This is a genomic window from Rhizobium sp. N324 (assembly GCF_001664485.1).
Taxonomy (GTDB): Bacteria; Pseudomonadota; Alphaproteobacteria; order Rhizobiales; family Rhizobiaceae; genus Rhizobium.
The window spans coordinates 519,130-537,569 of sequence record NZ_CP013635.1 but is presented as its reverse complement, the minus strand read 5'-3'; the positions used below and the strand labels follow the sequence as shown (position 1 = coordinate 537,569).

Below are 18,440 nucleotides of genomic sequence, written 5' to 3'. Positions count from 1 at the left end.
TCTTTGCTCATCATTCCGCGACCTATTTCGAGAGCGGCGCTACCGAAGCTGCTTGTTCGAACTCTGCCATGGATCGCGCGGGCGGACGACCGTAGACGTCCATCAAGGCATTCCAAAATCGGAACAGGAGCGCTCGCCGTAGTGATGGTGACCGAAGTAGGAGTGATACGCGCCTTGAATCGGTTCACCGATGGCGCCAGCGCAAAACTCGAGTAGATCGAGGATCACCGGCGTATCTGGTACTTCGTTCACAGAGAACGGCCATTCGATCCACGGCACCTCGGCGCTCGGTTCGCGCTCCCAATGATGCCTGTGCATCGATCGATGCAGTGCCTCGAAGGGTTCGGCGTCGTCCAGCAGCAACCCGTCCTTTGCCATGTACGCATAGTCCGTTGCCACCGCCGCGGCATACTCCAGTACCGCCTGTGCCTCTTAGTCTCCACGCAACCAACTAGGTGGGATCAGTGCGTCGTCGTCGCGCCAATTCCCTACCTCCTTGATGTTCTCGATGTCGCCCCAGGTATTGCGATCAGCGTGGTCAAGAATAATCACCTGAAGTCCGCCAAGCACCTTCTGGACGTGAGCGATTGCCTTGAAGATCTGTCTAGTGCGCTGCAGATCCAAGCTGCGGAGAGATGAATCTTGATCCCCATCCTTCTCAACGAACTGCTTATAGGTATCGCTGGGGAAATAGACCTGGCTTGGTTGGTCGATAACCAAGAAGCTCGGCACCGGGCTCTGCGAGCCTCGTCGCAGGAAAAGGGTGTGCAAGGAGAACATGGCAGCAAGGTGGTATGCCATCCAGTTTTCGCCGCTACCGATCTCCCAAAGGAAATCGGGTTTCTCACCTTCCGAACGCTGGAACTTGATGTTGAGCTCGCGCTGATCAAGGCTTGGCGTGCCGTCGGCACCATCGATTTCGAGCAGCTCTATGAAGCGCGATATGCCTTTAGAGATGCTCGTGTGAATTTGGATCTCGCGCTCTCGCTGCCGATTTTGGTCGAGCGCGCGATCGAGCTCCGAAATGCGATGGCGCAGGTCTTCCACCTGCTGCCTAAGGCCACCTTCGCTTTCAACCTCTCCGACCATTCTGAGTGCTTGCTCGGTGCCGCCGAGGAAACGATACACATTTTCAAGACTTTGCGACCGACCTTGCTCGGCGTCGACTGTTGCCTCCGCAGCGATACGAGTGCGGCGCAAGGTCAACAATGACTGCTCATCTTTTATGAGTTGCGCCTCGACATCCAAAATTTCCCGGTCGACGACCGGGGGAGTCGCCATTGTGCCTGCAATCAAATCTTCCAGCTCGGAGATCGGTCCTTCCAACTCCTCGAGCGCGCGCCGCGCCGCACCGGTGCCAGATCCGCATAGGATGCATTCATGCGCGACGATGGCTTCTTTGAACCAGCCGACGCCACGAATGCGCTGCTTCTGGTCGGCGAGAATGTCGCCATAATCAGCGACGGACCCCCGGAGACTGCGCAGACGCCGTAAGCGTCTCTTGCCGTCGGAAATGCTCCGGTCGGACGCGCGCTCCCTTTCTCGGAGTTCTTGCAACCGATCGACTGCTACCGAAACGCGCCCTGACGTGGTTACCGTCTCACCTCCTTCCGCAACAACCTTCTTGAGGATGTCGATGACTTCGTCGAGGGACTCAGGCAGTGGCCCGCTCGGAAGCAGACTGAGTTCCTGTGCGTGATAGAACGCAGCAGTTGCGTTTCCCCGCCATCGTTCGAGGGCTTCCCGCCGAAGATTCAGGTCCGCCTCCACCCGCCTGAGCTCGTCTCGTAGAAGTCGACGCGTGTGCAGTTTAACCAGATCCTCGTTCGCGAGAATCCCCAATGCCAGCGGCATGACGTTTCGAAGCTTTTCTCGGTGCTGAGAAGTGTCGGCCTTGAAAAACAGCGTATACGGGTTGGCCACGACGTGCTGCGGGAGAAAGTTGAAGGCCGCCATATCCCTGAAGCTCGCGCGTCCGCCAAAGCCACGCCCGCTGGGGTCGGTATCAAGATTTGACAGTTGCGACAGATCGTCGAACAACTGCTTGATGCGTTCAGTGCGAGCGTTAGGACGCGGTCTGCGTGGGAGCGATTGCGAGACTTCCTCGCCTTGCAATAGCCAATACTGGTCTGATACTTGTCGGAGCTGGGGCTTCTCACGGCCAAGCCGCATCAGGCCTACGTCGGTGTCGAGAGTGAGTCCGTACCACGATGCCTTGTCCCTGATTACACCTACTGGAATTGCGCTGGTCCCGGCACCGAGCACATAGTCGATGATCGAAATGACCGAGGACTTGCCAGTCGAACTCCATCCCGAGATCACGCTCAGTTTCTTGGGGTCGAAAGGAATGGTTCGTGGCTCGACATTCGGATCTTCCGGCCAAATGATGATTTCTTTAATGTGAAGTTTCACTAAAAGCGCACTCCCATACGGCCCCGAACGATTGCTAAATCCTCTCGGGCGAACCAGGCGCCTAGGCGCCTAGCGGCCGAGATGCCCGGACCAGTGGCGGCCTCAGCGTCACGAAGCGCCTTCGGCAGGTTCGTTCCTAAAGCAAGAAAGGTGGGTAACCCGTCCCCACTCTCCCTGCGAATGATTCCAGCGGCCACCCCTAATTGCAGTGCCTGAAGGCATGTAGGTAGCGCTGCCTCAAGTCTAGTTTGGCCCCCGGCAACAAGCTCGGGGACATCGGAAAGAGCTTTCAGCAACCCGCTATCAAACTTCATTGCGCGGATTTTTTCCACGCTCGCGGCATGAAAAAGCATGCTGGTGCCAATCACCATGTGTGTGAGGTTAGGCGATCGACCACTACCATTATCGGAGAAGGACCGCGCCAAGTTCCACAACAAGCACGCTAGGTAGGCAGGGTTTCGCAGAATCGACTCTTCATGATCTTCGCGCATTTCAGTCTCCCCGAAATTCCGGGTCCCACCAGACTAGGTTGTCGTCAGCCAGTCTGTGGTAATGACCGGACGTCATGTAGAGTTCGTCACAAGGCTGACCAGCAAGTGCTTCTCGGTGGTAGTACGTGGTTTCTGCAAATACATGTTTGCCGCGCTGGGTGCGGCTCTTGTCCGAATGATTGAGACGAACCTGTCGGGTGACATTCTGCCAACGCTGTTTGAGTCGGTTGCCCCGATCCGTCCATTCTTGAAGGGGAATTTCGCCTTCATTGGCCAGGCGATGCCGCTCTGCGTTGAACTGAACGAAATGCTCGATTGCTTGTAGCACCTCATCGTCGTCAACTTCGATACGGCCTAGATGGTCGACGAATTGCCTCCCCCTGGCATGTACGACCTGCGCGTCACCGACCAAGACCTCAGATGAGGGCCTAGGCAAGAATCTGCGGCGAACCAATCTCCTCTCGACTGCGTCGATTTGGCGAAGGCACGCTTCCTTTGTGATTATCCCTGGGGCGCCAGCACCCCAGGCGGTTTTGAGCGTTTCGACCACCCAGCCCATGAGTTCGGTCAGAACGGCATCACGCTCGACATCCGGGCTAATTCCTAGGCGTGTGGCAAGTTCTTGCCGCATACCATTGTAGTCGAAGTCTTCTACCATCTCGATCCTAGACGCGAGATCGTGCAAGTTATGGCTCGGCAACGCCATCACATCGTCGATGATTGCCTGAATCTTGGATAGCTCCTTTGGCTTGCGACTCTCACGCCCAGCCTGCGCAGCATCGTTCATCGCGGTTACGATCGCAGTTGCACGATCGGGTAAGCCAACAGCTGCACGCAGCGCGTCCGCGATCGTGCCGGTTGCTTGGGTGTTCGTCACGAGCAGATAGTGGGAACAAAAGACACCTGAAGCCCGGAAATCGTTCGTCCAAATCTGAAGCGTCCGCCATAGGTCGAGGCTACGATCGGCGAACATCCCTTTCTCGTCATCGAGCGTGTTCTTGTCTTGCTCACGCGTAGTGGCCTTGCCATTTTTGTGTCGCGAAACGTCATCTACCAGTTCCACGGCCACGGCCTCTCCATGACCGCAATGGCTCAAATGGACGAGGGCGCGTTCCAATTGCAGGAACACGCCCTGGATCATCGGTTCTGCAGAATGAGCGGATTGCTTTGCCACGATGATCGATATCTCCCGTTCCGAACACGTGTGTCGATTATCTATACTTTCCGAGAAAGTTGTAGTGTGCCGTCCACCGGTCCACAAATATTGGTGGTTTTACTCTAGGAGCTGTGGACACCTACCTGAGCCATAGGATTGTTGCGGCCAGAGCGATCGTAACTCGGTAGTTTCGCACGGTTTTCTGGGCGCGAAACAGCCGTTGAACTACCTGATATTTGATGATCGCTTCCGGCCGTTAGCGGAAACTGCTGAAGTTCACTTGACCTCGAGAGCAGAACAACCTCACGACAGGGCGAAGATTCTGACTTCCCTCCCGATACCCTGAAGTTCCGCCATCCGCGAGGCGGAGCTGATGCCGCTGTCGCGCAGGATCTCCGAGACATGGGCATCCCCGACGATTGCCTCCGTCGTCATGATCACATTGGGATCGGCGAGGCCCTGGACGCGGGAGGCGATGTTGACGGTCTGGCCGAAATAATCCTGCCGGTCGTTCAGGTTGACCGCCAAGCATGGTCCCTCATGAATGCCGATCTTCAGCAGAAGGTCATCGCTGCCGTGTTCGGTATTGAGCCGAAGCATCGCCTCGCGCATCCTGAGGGCTGCCGCCACCGCGCGGTCCGGGCTCGGAAAGGTCGCCATCACGGCATCGCCGATGGTCTTGACGACGGCGCCTGCCTCCGTGGCGACGATCTCGTGCAGAACCCTGAAATGGGCCCGCACCAGATCGAAAGCGGCAAGATCTCCGACGCGCTCGTAAAGCGCGGTCGAGCCCCTGAGGTCAGTGAACAGGAAGGTCAGGCTGGTGATCTTCAGGCGCTGGTCGACGTCGAGCGTGTCGGTCCGATAGATGTCGCGGAAGCTCTGGTTGGTCAGCAGGCGCTTGGCCGTCAGAAAGGCTCGCCGGCGGCCCAGCAGATCGTGCAGCTCATCGCCGGCTATGCAGACATTCGGCACCACCCGGCGATCCGTGTGGTTCTCGAGGGTGAGCCGCAGCAGGCCGGGGCGCAGCGTCACGGTTTCATTCAGCGCATGCCCCCGGCTGATGACCATCGACAGGTTCTGGCGTTCGTCTGTGGGTCCACCCTGCACGTCGATGAATTGCGCCGAGTGTGTGACCGCATCGAAGATGATGACGAATTGCGCCGGCAGTTTTAAGGAGACGAAAGCCTTCTCGCCCGGAGCCAGCTCGATCATCTCCAGCAGGATGCGATCGAATTTTGCTTCCAGGTCCTCCGGCAGATCGACACCGGAGCTGAAGAAGATCTGGCGGTAATATTCGAGCGGCGGCAAGCGATCCGGGTCGTGGGCGGCAATCCTGCGCACGCGCGGGCTGACCGTGAAGGTGACCTCGACCATCTCGTCGAGGGTCGGCTCGTATCCGGCCGCGCAGAGCGCGCAATGATAGGTGTCCTGGACGACGCCTTTGAGGGTTGCACCGCTATCGAGGACGCCGCCGCATCCCGGGCATAGCACGTTCCAGGTCATCTCGAAGGCGCCGATGCGGGCTGCATGCAGAAACGCTGCGATGGTTTTCTCTTCATCGAGATGATGTTTGCCGGCGAAGGCGAGCGCATTGATGCGATTGAGATCGCGATCGGCGCCATGCATGACCACGTTTTCGATACACTCGACCGTCTGCGGGTCAGCCGCCTGTCGCAGGGTGGCAAAAAGCACGTCCATTTCGCTCATGAGACAAGTCTCCGTGTGCAGAACCCACGGCGGACGACGCCTGGACCGGGATCATAACACGGGAGTTTCCCAATAGAAATCTACAGGCTTGGACGCTGTTTTTTTCCGAAGCGAAAGTGGGTTCAGCCGCCCTTGTAAATCCGCTTCAGCGCCACCAGCAGCCCATCCATTTCATCAGCCGAAAACAGGTCGATGAAACGCTGTTCATGCGTGTCGATCAGCTTGCGCGCCCGCGCCAGCATCGCACGTCCGGTCTTCGTCAGATGCAGTTCCTGGCGCCGGCGGTCGGCCGCGGAAGGGCGGCGCTCGATGAAATCGCGGGCCGCCAGCCGGTTGACGAGGGCCATCATCGTTGCGCGGTCGGTGCCGAGCGTATTGGCAAGATCGATCTGCGATGCGCCCGGATTGCCGGCGATAAGTTCCATCACCGCAAGCTGCTTCTGCGTCAGCCCAAGCTCCTCCATGGTTTCGGCGAAGTCGCGATAGATCGCCACATGTGCCATGCGCAGGTGAAAACCTAGGAGATCGCCGAGCCGGCCGACGTCGAGCGGCGGCGTTGCGGAAGCCGCCTCTGCCTCAATTTCGTCCTGCGGTGGTTTTGCGGCCATCATTCGTCTCGCTTCGTTCACGCGCCATAACCATCAAAATCAGCGGGTTAGTCAATATCTTCGTGTTTCCGGCAGCCGGGAAATTTCCCGCGCCGCCTTCGAGGACCCGGATTTGTCGAAAACAGCCTCTTGCATCTCGTCGAAAAAAGATATTAGTATGTGTTGCATACAAATTTGATGCCTGCAGCGGAGGAGCGGCGGGCATGGGAGGAGAAAATGGCGCATTCCTTTGCCGGGATGGCATCGTCGGCGGATTGCGGGCTGGTGACGGATGATCCGATCCTCTACCGCGCCCGCGTCGCGCCGGACCGTCAGGCTCTGTTCGAGATCGCCACCGGCCGGCAGTTGACCTATGTCGAACTCGATGCGCGGATCGCCCGTTGCGTCGGCCTTTTGAGCGCGATGCTCGGGGTAGGGCGGGATGGAGCGCGTGTCGCCATGCTGGCGCGCAACTCGATCGACGCGATCGTGCTTGCCTTTGCCTGCCAGCGCGCCGGCGCCATCTATGTCCCGCTCAACTGGCGCCTCAACGCCGCCGAGCTTCGGCCGATTCTTGCCGATTGCGCGCCGGCGCTCCTGGTCCACGACGAAGAGTTTTCGGCGGCAGTGACGAGCCTTGCCGACGTCGATCCCGAGATGATGGTGATCTCGACGGCAGGTGACCCGGGCGGGCTTGCCGCCCGGATCGAGGCGAGCCACGCGGTGAAGCCCGTGCCCGTCGATGCGGATCAGCCTTGCGTCCTTCTCTATACGTCGGGCACGACGGGACAGCCGAAGGGCGTCGTCATCACCCGCCGCAACGCCTTCTTTGCCGCGGTCAATTTTTCCTTCGTCGGCGAGATCGGGCCGGCTTCGGTCGCGCTCTGCGATCTACCGTTCTTCCACACGATCGGCCTGATCGCCGTGGCGCGCACCACATTGATGCTGGGCGGTACGCTCGTCATCTCGGACCGGTTCACGCCGGCGCGAACGCTCGCAGCCCTTGCCGACCGCAAACGCGCCATCACCCATTATTTCGCCGTGCCGCAGATCGCGCTCGCCTTGCGTGGCGACTCCTCCTATAGCGCCACGGCTCTTTCCGGCCTGCATGCTCTCTTCGTCGGCGGCGCGCCGCTGACGCAGGCCTTGATCGAGAGCTATCTCGCCGACGGCGTGGCGCTGGTCAACGGCTACGGCATGAGCGAGGCGGGAACGGTGCTGCATGTGCCGATCGACCGCCGCGCGGTGCAGGACAATCCCGGCAGCGTCGGTCTGCCGGCGCCCTTGCTCGACATCCGCATCGTCGGCGAAGATGGTCGCGATGTCGGGGAAGGTGAGATCGGCGAACTCTGGCTGCGTGGCCCCGCGGTGACGGCCGGTTACTGGAACAAGCCCGAGGAAACCGCTGCCGCCTTCGCCGACGGCTGGTACCGCACCGGCGATCTCGGCCGGCGCGAGGTAAACGGCTTCTATCGCATCGTCGACCGGCTAAAGGACATGTATATCAGCGGTGGCGAGAATGTTTACCCGGCCGAGGTCGAAGCCGCGCTCGCAGGCCATCCCGATATTCTCGACGTGGCGGTCGTCGGCATTCCCGACATCAAATGGGGCGAATGCGGCATTGCCTATATCGTGCTGCGGCCCGGGGCTGCGGTAACGGGTGAGGCGATCGCCGGCCATTGCGCCGCAAGGCTCGCCGCCTTCAAGCGCCCGGCGCGTATCCTCTTCGTCGAAACCATTCCCCGCACCGCCTCCGGTAAGGTGCAGAAGCATGTTCTGCGCCAGCTGCATTCCGACGAAACCCTTCAACGACAGGCCTGATGACGCGGCCCCGGCATTCAATGCCGAAACCAATGGAGTAGCCCCATGACTGATATGAAATCGCCGGTTCTGGTCGAATTCGACAATGGCATTGCTTTCGTGACCCTCAACCGTCCTGAAAAGCGCAATGCGATGAACCCGGCTTTGAACGCCCGGATGATGGACGTGCTCGATGAACTCGAGGGCGACGAGCGCTGCGGCGTCCTCGTCCTGCGCGGCGCCGGCGAGTCCTGGTCGGCCGGCATGGATCTGAAGGAATATTTCCGCGACAATGACGACAAACCGCGGGATGCGACGCTGAAGGCGCGGCGCCAATCCGGCGGCTGGTGGGGCCGGCTGATGTATTTCGAAAAGCCGACGATCGCCATGGTCAACGGCTGGTGCTTCGGCGGCGCCTTTACACCGCTGGTTTCCTGCGATCTCGCCATTGCCGCCGAGGAGGCGAATTTCGGCCTTTCCGAAATCAATTGGGGCATCCTGCCGGGCGGCAACGTCACCCGCGCGGTTGCCGAGGTGATGCGCCATCGCGACGCGCTCTATTACATCATGACCGGGGAATTGTTCGGTGGGCGCAAGGCCGCCGAAATGGGCCTCGTCAACGAAGCGGTGCCGCTCGCCGAGCTTGAAACCCGGGTCCGCAAGATCTGCGCCAGCCTGCTCGAAAAGAACCCGGTGACGCTGAAGGCGGCCAAGGACACTTATAAGCGCGTGCGCAACCTGCCCTGGGATCTCGCCGACGACTACATCTACGCCAAGCTGGAGCAGATGCTGTTTCTCGACAAAACCAAGGGGCGCGACGAGGGGCTGAAGCAGTTCCTTGACGACAAGACCTATCAGCCGGGGCTCGGCGCCTATAAGCGCGGCCGCTGACGGAGGCCAGGCGTACCGGGCCGTTTCGTGGGCAATCATCGGGAGGAGGAAACCATGAAGATTCATGCCGCAGTGGCGCGTGCGCCGCATATGCCGTTTTCGCTGGAAAGCCTCGATCTGGAGGAGCCGCGCGAGGGGGAAATCCTGGTTCGCGTCGTCGCGACCGGGGTTTGCCACACCGATATCGTCATGCGCGACCAGCACCTGCCGGTGCCGCAGCCGGTCGTGCTCGGTCATGAAGGTGCAGGCATCGTCGAGCGTGTCGGGCCGGGCGTTGCGAAGGTGGCGCCCGGCGATCACGTGGTGATGACCTTCAATTCCTGCGGTCATTGCCCGAGCTGCAACGAGCACGAAGAGACCTATTGCCACGAATTCTTCCCGCGCAATTTCTTCGGTTCGCGCGCCGATGGTTCGAGCGGGCTCTCCTATAGAGGGGAGCGGGTGAACGGCAATATTTTCGGGCAATCCTCTTTCGCCAGCCACGCGCTCTGCCATGAGCGCAATATCGTCAAAGTGCCTGAAGATGCCGATCTGGCGCTGCTCGGGCCGCTCGCCTGCGGCATCCAGACCGGCGCCGGCGCGGTGATGAATGCGCTGAAGGTCGAACCCGGAAAAGTGCTTGCGGTTTTCGGCATGGGTTCGGTCGGTCTTGCCGCCGTGATGGCGGCGCGGATCGTCGGCGCTTCCAGGATCATCGCCGTCGACGTCAACGAGGCGCGGCTGTCGCTTGCCGCCGAACTCGGCGCGACCGATATTGTCAACGGCAAGGCGAACGATGCCGTTGCCACGATCATGGCGCTCACCGGCGCCGGCGTCGATTATGCGATCGATGCTTCCGGCGTGCCTGCCGTCATCGATCAATGCGTGCGGGTGCTCGCGCCGCGCGGCACCTGCGGCATCGTCGGCGCCTCGCCGCATGGCGCGACGCTGACGCTCGATCTCACCCATATCCTCTCCGGCGGACGCCGGGTGCGCGGCATCGTCGAGGGCGATTCCAATCCCGATGTGCTGATCCCTCTGCTGATCGACCTTCACCGGCAGGGCCGCTTCCCCTTCGACAGGCTCGTCAGCTTCTATGATTTCGCCGACATCAACCAGGCCGTGGAGGATGCGGAAAGGGGCATCGTGCTGAAGCCGGTCGTGCGCCAGCCGGCCGTCTGACATCGTTCAAGGGAGGAAAGAATGAACACCGTCACCCCAATCGCCACCGATATCAGCCCCGATGCCATGAAGGCGCTGCTCGATCGGCAAAGGGCGTCCTTCCTGAAGGAGGGGCCGCCTGATATCGACACCCGCATCGATCGCATCGACCGCGTCATCGCCCTTCTCGTCGACCACAAGGACGCGATCGCCGACGCATTGTCGGAAGATTTCGGCAGCCGCAGTGTCGAGGCAAGCCTGCTGCTCGACGTCTTCACCTGCGTCGGTTCGCTCAAATACGCCAAGGCCCATCTCGCCGAATGGCTGAAGCCCGAAGAGCACGAGGCGCTATTCCCGGATGCGGTCGCCAAGGTGGTCTATCAGCCGAAGGGCGTTGTCGGCATTCTCAGCCCCTGGAATTTTCCCTATCAGCTCGCCTTGGCGCCGCTTGCCGGCATTCTGGCTGCCGGCAACCGCGCCATGATCAAGCCGTCGGAGGTGACGCCGGCTTCGTCAGCACTGATGGCGGGACTGATCGCTGGCGCCTTCGACGAGACGGAAATCGCCGTCGTCCAGGGCGGGCCGGCCACGGGGACGGCCTTTACATCGCTTGCCTTCGACCACCTGATCTTTACCGGCGGCACCGCGATCGCCCATCACGTCATGCGCGCGGCGGCGGAAAACCTGACGCCGTTGACACTCGAGCTCGGCGGCAAATCGCCCGTCGTCATCGGCCGCTCGGCCGACCTTGCGGACGCCGCGCGCCGCGTCATGACCGTCAAGACGCTGAATGCGGGCCAGATCTGCCTAGCGCCGGACTATGTCTATGTGCCCGAGGAAAGTGTCGAGTCCTTTGCCGAACACGCGGTCGCCGCGGTCGGCTCGATGTATCCGGAGCTGAAGGAAAATCCTGATTACACCTCGATCGTCAATGCCCGCCATCATGCCCGCGTCCAGGGCCTGATCGACGACGCCAGGGCCAAGGGCGCCCGCGTCGTCGAGATCAACCCGGCGGCGGAGAATTTCTCCCAGCAATCGGCCCATCGCATGCCGCCAACCCTGATCCTCGATCCCACCGAAGACATGCGCGTGTTGCGGGAGGAAATCTTCGGGCCGGTGCTGCCGGTCATTGCCTATCGCGATATCGCCGACGTCATCGATCGGATCAACGCCAAGCCGCGCCCGCTCGCTCTCTATTACTTCGGCCAGGATGGCGAAGAGGAACGCCGCGTGCTCGACAATACGACCTCCGGCGGGGTGACGGTCAACGACTGCATGAGCCATGTCACCGCCGAAGGCCTGCCGTTCGGCGGCGTCGGCCATTCCGGCATGGGCGCCTATCACGGCAAGTTCGGCTTCCTCACCTTCTCGCATCCACGCGCCGTCTATCACCAGAGCAGGATGGTGGAAGCGGAATATATGATGCGGCCGCCCTTCGGCGAGGCGATGCGCGGCTTCCTGGCCGCGGCGATTTGCAAGTAACGGAGAACCTGCCCGGCGGGCGACGCCGGGCCCCTTGTTCGAACGCGAAGCGTCCGCGAATTTCGGCGGACCGGCAGCGGAACGCACTGCAACTATCGGCAGCTGCGAGCCTTTTGATCGCGCAATAATAGTCTGATTGCGCAGGCATATCCGAATAACGCATTATTGCGCCGCCGCAAAACGCGTCCAGACAAAGAGGAGGGCGGTTGTTAAGCATGCCTTATAACAGGCATGTCAGCCTGGCTTGGTCGATACTCCATGCCGCCCCATGAGTTCGGTTTAACCAAGCCCAAACCAGTTTCGCCTATGATGAGTTCGTTACATGTATTGGAAGGTGGATCCAGCGCGGTGAATGGCAATTGGACGCAATTCGGTGGCAACCTTTCCTTTGTGTGCCTGGCAATCTCGCTCTGGGCGCTTTTTTCGATCCAATTTCAACGCCGGTCCTTCCGGCAGGAAAAAATCGCCTTCGGGATCATAGCCGGCGGCGCCTCCATCGGCTCGATATTGCTGGCCGTTGAATTTCATCCCGGCATCTATATCGACCTGCGCTTTTCGCCGCTTGCATTGGCCGGCATGTTCGGAGGGCCGATCGCCGCGGCCTTTGCCGCAGTTCTGGCGATGGCCTTTCGTTTCGCCGTCGGCGGCACGGCGATGGTCGACGGGATCATCACCATGGCCCTCGCCACAGGCATCGGTTTGGCCGGTCATATCTGGACCCGCAAGAGATCGCCGGGGTTCATGGACGTTGCGCTGCTGAGCCTCGCCCTTGGCGTTGCATTGGTCGTGTCGATGGCTGTGCTGCCGACCTTGGTGAATGCCCATGTACTCAGCGGCGTTGGTTTTCCCTTGATCGCATTGAATTGCCTGGCGACCGTTCTCGGCGGTTGCGTTCTCCTGAAGACCCAGCAATGGGAGCTGGAGCGAAGCATATTGGTGACCGCGTTTTCGCAGTCGCCCGATTATCTCTATGTGAAGGACCGAAACAGCCGGTTCATCACCGTCAATGAAAACATGACCCGCCTCTTCCGTTTCAGGACGACGGCGGAGATGACCGGATTGTCGGATTTCAATCTGATGTCGCGGCCGCTCGCCGAGGAATTATATTATCTCGAGCAGCAGGTCATAGACACCGGCGTACCGCTGATCGATTCCACCGAATATATCGAAGGAAGATTCCTGCTCGCCTCCAAGGTTCCGCTGCGGGACAAGCAGGGGCGAGTGATCGGCCTTGCCGGTGTAACGCGCGATGTTACGGAGCGTACTGCCCTGGAGCGTGAATTGCGCGAAAGCAAGAACCTGCTCTCGCATGCGATGGCCGGTATGTCCGATGGGATCGCCATGTATGACAGCAAGGGCTTTATCCTCTTTTGCAACGATCAGTATCGCGATGCGTTCCCGCTCTCCGGCGATGCCCGCGTGGTCGGCGCCCATATCAGCGATATCCTGCGCCGCGTCGTCGAAACCGGCGAGCGGCCCGGTATCCCCGAAGGGGATATTGAAGGTTGGATCAAGGCCGCCGCGGCTTCCCTGCACAGCAACAAGGACGAAGAGGTTCAGCTCCATAACGGCGACTGGCGCAGCATCCGGACAAGGCTTGCGGAGGACGGCACGGCAATGGCCGTCGTCTCCGACATCACGGCGACGAAACAGGCCGAAATCGCGCTCAGACTGTCGGCGGAGCAGCTGAAAAGCCTTGCTGAGACGGATGGGCTCACCGGCATGGTCAACCGCCGCGCTTTCGACGAAGCCTTCGCCCGCGAGACCGCGGGCAGCGCCCGGAAAAACACGCCGTTCAGCCTGCTGATGGTCGATATCGATCGCTTCAAGGCCTATAACGATACCTATGGTCATCCCGCCGGAGACCAATGCCTGCGGGTCGTCAGCACATGTCTGCGCCAATCCGTCAGCCGGCCGGCGGATATCGTCGCGCGCTACGGCGGCGAGGAATTCGTGGTGTTCCTCCCCGACACCAGCGCCAAAGGGGCGATGATTGTCGCCGAGCAATTCGCCCGGCGCCTGGCTCAGGAGAATATCACGCATTCCGGTAGCGAATTTGCCCGGGTGACGGCGAGCATCGGCGTATCCTGTGCCACCGGCGCCGTCCTGCGGACCAACCCGAACCGCCTCCTGACCGAGGCCGACGCGGCGCTCTATGACGCCAAGACACAGGGCCGCAATCGCATTCTGGCTCATTCGCCAAACGGGGACCGACACACCATCAAGGAAGCCGGTTAAATCGAGATCCTTCTTTGATAGGTTTTTTCTATCAAACCATCGCGCCTGTGGCCTTGATGTTTTCCGCGCTTCGACAATAAGGGCGCATGGACACAAAATTCATTGGCAAGAAATCGGCGGCTGCCGGCGGCTGGGGCGCTTTGAAGAGCTGCGGCAAGCAATTGCTGCAAAGCGGTATGCCCGTCTCGGGCGCGCGCACCATGCTGAAGGCGAACCAGCCTGATGGTTTCGATTGCCCGGGCTGCGCCTGGGGTGACCCGGAACATGGATCGTCGTTCGAGTTCTGCGAGAACGGCGTGAAGGCGGTCGCCTGGGAAGCGACGGAGAAGCGGGCAACGCCCGCCTTCTTTGCCGAGAATACGGTGTCTGAGCTTCGCCGGCTGACGGATTATGAACTCGAACTCAACGGCCGCCTGACACATCCGATGCGTTACGATGCGGCGAGCGATCGCTATCTGCCGGTTTCGTGGGAGAATGCCTTTGCCGAAATCGGCGGCATTCTGAAGGGCCTCGACACCCCCAACCGGGCGGAATTCTACACCTCGGGCCGGGCCAGCAACGAAGCCGCCTATCTCTACCAGCTGTTCGTGCGCGTCTACGGCACTAATAATTTCCCCGATTGCTCCAACATGTGCCATGAAGCAAGCGGTATCGCCATGCGCCAGGCCATCGGCGTCGGCAAGGGCACCGTGCTTCTGGAGGATTTCGAGGAGGCCGACGCGATCTTCGTGATCGGGCAGAACCCGGGCACCAACCATCCGCGAATGCTCGGCGACCTGCGCCGGGCGGCGATCCGCGGCGCGCGCGTCGTCGTGTTCAATCCGATCCGCGAGCGCGGCCTGGAGCGCTTCTCCGATCCGCAGGACAAGATCGAGATGCTGCGCGGCGGCTCGACCGATATCGCCAGCCTTTATCTGCAGCCGCAGCTCGGCGGCGACATGGCCGCGGTGCGGGGCATGGCCAAGGCCGTGCTGGCTAGGGAAGACAGAGCGGTCGCCGCCGGTCTGCCCGCCGTTCTCGACAACGCATTTCTCACCGAACATTGCGCGGATTTTCAGGCGTATCGGGCTGCGGTCGAGGCCACAGGCTGGGCTGAGATCGAGGACCAGTCGGGACTGAGCCGGCAGGAGATCGAACGGGCGGCCGATGTCTACATCAACGCCGAGCGCGTCATCTGCACCTGGGCGATGGGCGTCACCCAGCATCTGCATTCGGTCGCGACGATCCGCGAGATCGCCAACTTCATGTTCCTGCGCGGCAATATCGGCAAACCGGGCGCCGGCCTTTGCCCGGTGCGCGGCCATTCCAACGTGCAGGGCGACCGTACCGTCGGCATCAACGAAAAGCCGGAGGACGATTTCCTCGATGCGCTGGAGAAACACTTCCGCTTCACCGTTCCCCGCGACCATGGCCACAACGTTCTGGCCGCGATCGGCGCGATGCTCGACGGCTCGGCCGAGGCTTTCATCGGGCTCGGCGGCAATTTCGCCCGCGCCACGCCCGATAGTGCCCTCGTCGAAAAGGCGCTTCGGCAGCTGAAGCTGACAGTCAACATCGCGACCAAACCCAATCATTCGCATCTCATGCCCGGCGAGGCGGCCTTCATCCTGCCCTGCCTCGGACGCACCGAAATGGACCTCAACCAAGCGGGAAATTCCCAGCTTGTCAGCGTCGAGGATTCGATGAGCATGGTGCATGGCTCCGCCGGTATCAATCGCCCGGCCTCGCCGCATCTTCTTTCTGAAGTCGCCATCATTGCCGGCATTGCGGAAGCGACGGTCGGTTCCGCCCTGGTCGGTTGGGCGGCGCTCGCCGACGACTACGACCTTATCCGCGATCATATCGCGGCGACCATTCCGGGTTTCGACAACTACAATGCGCGCCTGCGAAAGCCGCGCGGTTTCCACCTGCGCAACGCAGCAAGCCATCGGGAGTGGGACACACCGGCAGGCAAAGCGTCATTTTCGTCCGAGGCGCTTCCCGAGGAGACGGTCCATCAGCGGGCGCGAAAGGGCGGGGGACGTCGTTTCGCCCTGCAGACATTCCGGTCGCACGATCAATACAATACGACGGTCTATGGTCTCGATGACCGATATCGCGGTGTCTACGGAGAGCGGCAGGTCATTTTCATTCATCCAGACGATCTGAAGGCGATGAATGCCGCGGCCGGTGACCGCATCGACGTGGTCGGCGAGCATGACGACGGCATCGACCGCATCGCTGAGAATTTCCGTCTGGTGCCCTATGACATTCCGAGGGGCAGCATCGCCGGTTATTATCCGGAGCTGAACGTGCTGGTGCCGCTCGGCAGCGCCGGCAAGGAAAGCGATACGCCCACCTCGAAATCGATCATGGTGTCGTTGCGCGGGCGAAACGCCGCGTGAGCGAAGAGCCGTCCGAGGTCGATCGGTTTCTCGCCCTTGTCGCTGCAGCGCAAGAGGGGGACGCCAGCCTGACAGCCATGCAGGCCGCTCTCCTCGTTGCCGCTAAACTCGACATTGCGCGTGACAGCCGCTCCTTTGGCCGCACGCTCGGGATCGCGCATTCTCTTGTGCTGCGGGAGCTCAACGCGCTGGCGGAGCGCGGAGGCGTGCTTGAGATCGTCAGGCGGGATCCGAGGACGATGAGAGTGCACTACACATTGCCGCCGTGTTCTTCGCGGTAACCCGGCTATATACGGCAGACGCGCTTCCTGGTGTCGGAAGGATATTCTCCATAGGTCGATTTGTAGACCGCTGAGAATCGTCCGAAATGAAAGAAGCCCCATTTGAGACAGATGCCTTTCATGGTCTCCTTGCTCTCGGGATCGAGAAGGTCCTGCCGCGCCGAGCGCAAGCGGAGCGTCAGCAGATAGGCGGCGGGTGAAGTGCCCCTGAAGGCGCGAAAACCGGTTTCGAGCGCCCGGCTGGAGACGCCGGCCGCTTCGGCCACTTTCGGCATGGTGATCGGCTGATCGATATTGGCCTGCATGAAATCGATCGCCTTGCGGACATGCCGGGGAGCGATGAGGGCAGGCCCCTTGTCGAGGAAGTGCGACAGCCGGTTCGGCACCATGCGCACGACAAGATCGGCCAGCGCCTGGGTCATATGTGCCATGGCGATCGGCGACTGCAGCAAGGGGCCGTTGTCGCGCATGCCGATGGCGATCGTCTCCGTCAGGTTGCCGATCGTCCGGCCGACCGGCGTCGACAGATCCAGTTCCGGCAGCAGATCGAGAGACCCGCTGAACGGTATTTCGAACGTCTGGCCGATCGTCTGGAGGATCACCGACCAGTTGATCAGCAATTCGTCGATGACATTCGACTGGCCGTGCATGATGACGCTGTCTGGCTCGAAATTGTTATAGAGAAGCAATTTCCCTTGCCCCGCCTCGGCGATGCGGGATCCATAGGTCACCCCCATGCCGCCGCTGCGCGGCACGACAATCGACAGATACTCCGCCGTATCGGTGGTCGGCTCGATGTTGAATTGAAACTCCGCTTCGTGATAACCGGTGAGCAGGACAGCGCTGTCACTTGCGGAGAAATCCAGCCCCCAGTGGAAGTCCTGAGAGCGGCCGACAGGCTCGGCATCGAATGCGCCGAAGGCGCCCCCGAGCGTTTCGACCATGTTGTCGAAGGACGAACCGCGAAACCGGAACGAGAATGGCTGAGGACTATTTTCGGACATGCTGTTCCCCCTGTTCAGTGCGGCGGCGATGACCTGCCCTTCTCAATTGTTCGCTCCCGTCGCGACGCGCGCTCCGGGCTGCCAGATTGATGTGCGTAACTCTTTCGGCCCTGCCGATAGTCATGATCATCATCTCCCCGCCAGTCAGTGCTTGCGGGCAGGATTAATGGGCGAAACTTGGCTATATGCTAGCCGATCGAGGCCTGGAGCGCAGCAGGCAGCGGCGGAGAAGGTCGATCTCCGCGCGGTATCGGCAGTGGGATCAGCACTTTGCGCAAGCCGATAAAGGCCGCCGAATTCGGGCGTTGCAGGCGTCAAAAAAACCGACCCATTGAATGCATTATCGACAGTCCCCATCCCATCGGTTTTCGCAACCTGAGGGCAGGAACTGGCAGAACTCGCAACAATAGGCAAGCGTTCGCGCCACCGGCTATCGGTGATAAAACGATTACGCAGAGGGGCAAAATTATGGGGTGTATCCGTGATGCCACGAAAGGCTCACGCGGCGATCCTGCCGAGATACGCGTCATCATCTGAAGCTGTGGAGAATATCCGGATCCAGCATCAGCGCAGTCGCCTGCCGAAGGTTTATAGTGGACCGCTTATAGCCTTCGGCAGGCAGACAGGCATGCAGGCACACGCACGGGATGGGGTGCGTATGTACGGTCCCTTCCATCCTTTTGGGGGTGATGGATGAACGGGCTTGGCTTGAGGACCGCAAACCATCATGGCCTTGGTCGAGAATCATCTTATTGCTCTGTAGCCATCGAGCAATTGCCGGCCCCCGATAAAGTCGGCCCAGGAGCTTTTCGCGACGCAGTCTGGACTGGGTTTGCGCAAAATGTATAGGGAGGCGCTGGCTGG

At 60.7% G+C, this 18,440-nt stretch carries 14 protein-coding genes; 7 read left to right on the top strand and 7 right to left on the bottom strand.

Annotated features, from left to right (window positions below):
- Positions 1-102 precede the first annotated feature (102 nt).
- From AMK05_RS32380 to AMK05_RS32355, 6 genes are all read right to left on the bottom strand, one after another.
- On the bottom strand, positions 103-378 hold the full coding sequence (locus AMK05_RS32380) for a hypothetical protein (RefSeq protein ID WP_171899885.1): 276 nt from the start codon (positions 376-378) through the stop codon (positions 103-105).
- Between the two features lie 54 nt (positions 379-432).
- The gene (locus AMK05_RS32375; protein WP_064844733.1) at positions 433-2,412 is read right to left on the bottom strand and encodes a DUF3732 domain-containing protein; all 1,980 of its coding nucleotides are present in this window, start codon (positions 2,410-2,412) and stop codon (positions 433-435) included.
- The gene (locus AMK05_RS36305) at positions 2,412-2,903 is read right to left on the bottom strand and encodes a three component ABC system middle component (protein ID WP_064844731.1); all 492 of its coding nucleotides are present in this window, start codon (positions 2,901-2,903) and stop codon (positions 2,412-2,414) included. Before AMK05_RS36305 ends, AMK05_RS32375 begins: the two co-directional genes overlap by 1 nt.
- Position 2,904: 1 nt before the next feature.
- The gene (locus AMK05_RS32365) at positions 2,905-4,077 is read right to left on the bottom strand and encodes an ABC-three component system protein (protein WP_143535786.1); all 1,173 of its coding nucleotides are present in this window, start codon (positions 4,075-4,077) and stop codon (positions 2,905-2,907) included.
- Positions 4,078-4,362: 285 nt separating this feature from the next.
- Positions 4,363-5,769 carry an adenylate/guanylate cyclase domain-containing protein gene (locus tag AMK05_RS32360; RefSeq protein WP_064844727.1) on the bottom strand — a complete coding sequence of 469 codons (1,407 nt, stop codon included), beginning with the start codon at positions 5,767-5,769 and terminating at the stop codon, positions 4,363-4,365.
- Between the two features lie 122 nt (positions 5,770-5,891).
- On the bottom strand, positions 5,892-6,377 hold the full coding sequence (locus tag AMK05_RS32355) for a MarR family winged helix-turn-helix transcriptional regulator (RefSeq protein ID WP_064844725.1): 486 nt from the start codon (positions 6,375-6,377) through the stop codon (positions 5,892-5,894).
- A 216-nt stretch (positions 6,378-6,593) separates the two neighbouring features.
- Here AMK05_RS32355 and AMK05_RS32350 point away from each other — a divergent pair, with 216 nt between their 5' ends.
- The 7 genes from AMK05_RS32350 to AMK05_RS32320 all read left to right on the top strand — a co-directional run bounded on the left by AMK05_RS32350 (position 6,594) and on the right by AMK05_RS32320 (position 16,572).
- Positions 6,594-8,177: an AMP-binding protein gene (locus AMK05_RS32350; RefSeq protein ID WP_064844723.1), complete on the top strand. Its 1,584-nt coding sequence runs from the start codon at positions 6,594-6,596 to the stop codon at positions 8,175-8,177.
- A gap of 45 nt (positions 8,178-8,222) precedes the next feature.
- Complete coding sequence (locus AMK05_RS32345; RefSeq protein WP_064844721.1) at positions 8,223-9,047, top strand: p-hydroxycinnamoyl CoA hydratase/lyase; 825 nt, start codon at positions 8,223-8,225, stop codon at positions 9,045-9,047.
- A 54-nt stretch (positions 9,048-9,101) separates the two neighbouring features.
- On the top strand, positions 9,102-10,208 hold the full coding sequence (locus AMK05_RS32340; protein WP_064844719.1) for an NAD(P)-dependent alcohol dehydrogenase: 1,107 nt from the start codon (positions 9,102-9,104) through the stop codon (positions 10,206-10,208).
- Between the two features lie 21 nt (positions 10,209-10,229).
- The gene (locus AMK05_RS32335) at positions 10,230-11,669 is read left to right on the top strand and encodes a coniferyl aldehyde dehydrogenase (protein WP_064844717.1); all 1,440 of its coding nucleotides are present in this window, start codon (positions 10,230-10,232) and stop codon (positions 11,667-11,669) included.
- A gap of 306 nt (positions 11,670-11,975) precedes the next feature.
- Positions 11,976-13,907, top strand: coding sequence for a diguanylate cyclase (locus AMK05_RS32330; RefSeq protein ID WP_064844715.1), 1,932 nt, complete (start codon positions 11,976-11,978; stop codon positions 13,905-13,907).
- Positions 13,908-13,993: 86 nt separating this feature from the next.
- Positions 13,994-16,291 (top strand): FdhF/YdeP family oxidoreductase, encoded by a 2,298-nt coding sequence (locus AMK05_RS32325; RefSeq protein WP_064844713.1) that lies wholly within the window; start codon positions 13,994-13,996, stop codon positions 16,289-16,291.
- Positions 16,288-16,572: a hypothetical protein gene (locus AMK05_RS32320; RefSeq protein WP_064844711.1), complete on the top strand. Its 285-nt coding sequence runs from the start codon at positions 16,288-16,290 to the stop codon at positions 16,570-16,572. Before AMK05_RS32325 ends, AMK05_RS32320 begins: the two co-directional genes overlap by 4 nt.
- A gap of 5 nt (positions 16,573-16,577) precedes the next feature.
- Here the strand turns inward: AMK05_RS32320 and AMK05_RS32315 are convergent, their stop codons facing one another.
- Positions 16,578-17,576 (bottom strand): AraC family transcriptional regulator, encoded by a 999-nt coding sequence (locus AMK05_RS32315; protein WP_064844709.1) that lies wholly within the window; start codon positions 17,574-17,576, stop codon positions 16,578-16,580.
- Between the last annotated feature and the right edge of the window lie 864 nt (positions 17,577-18,440).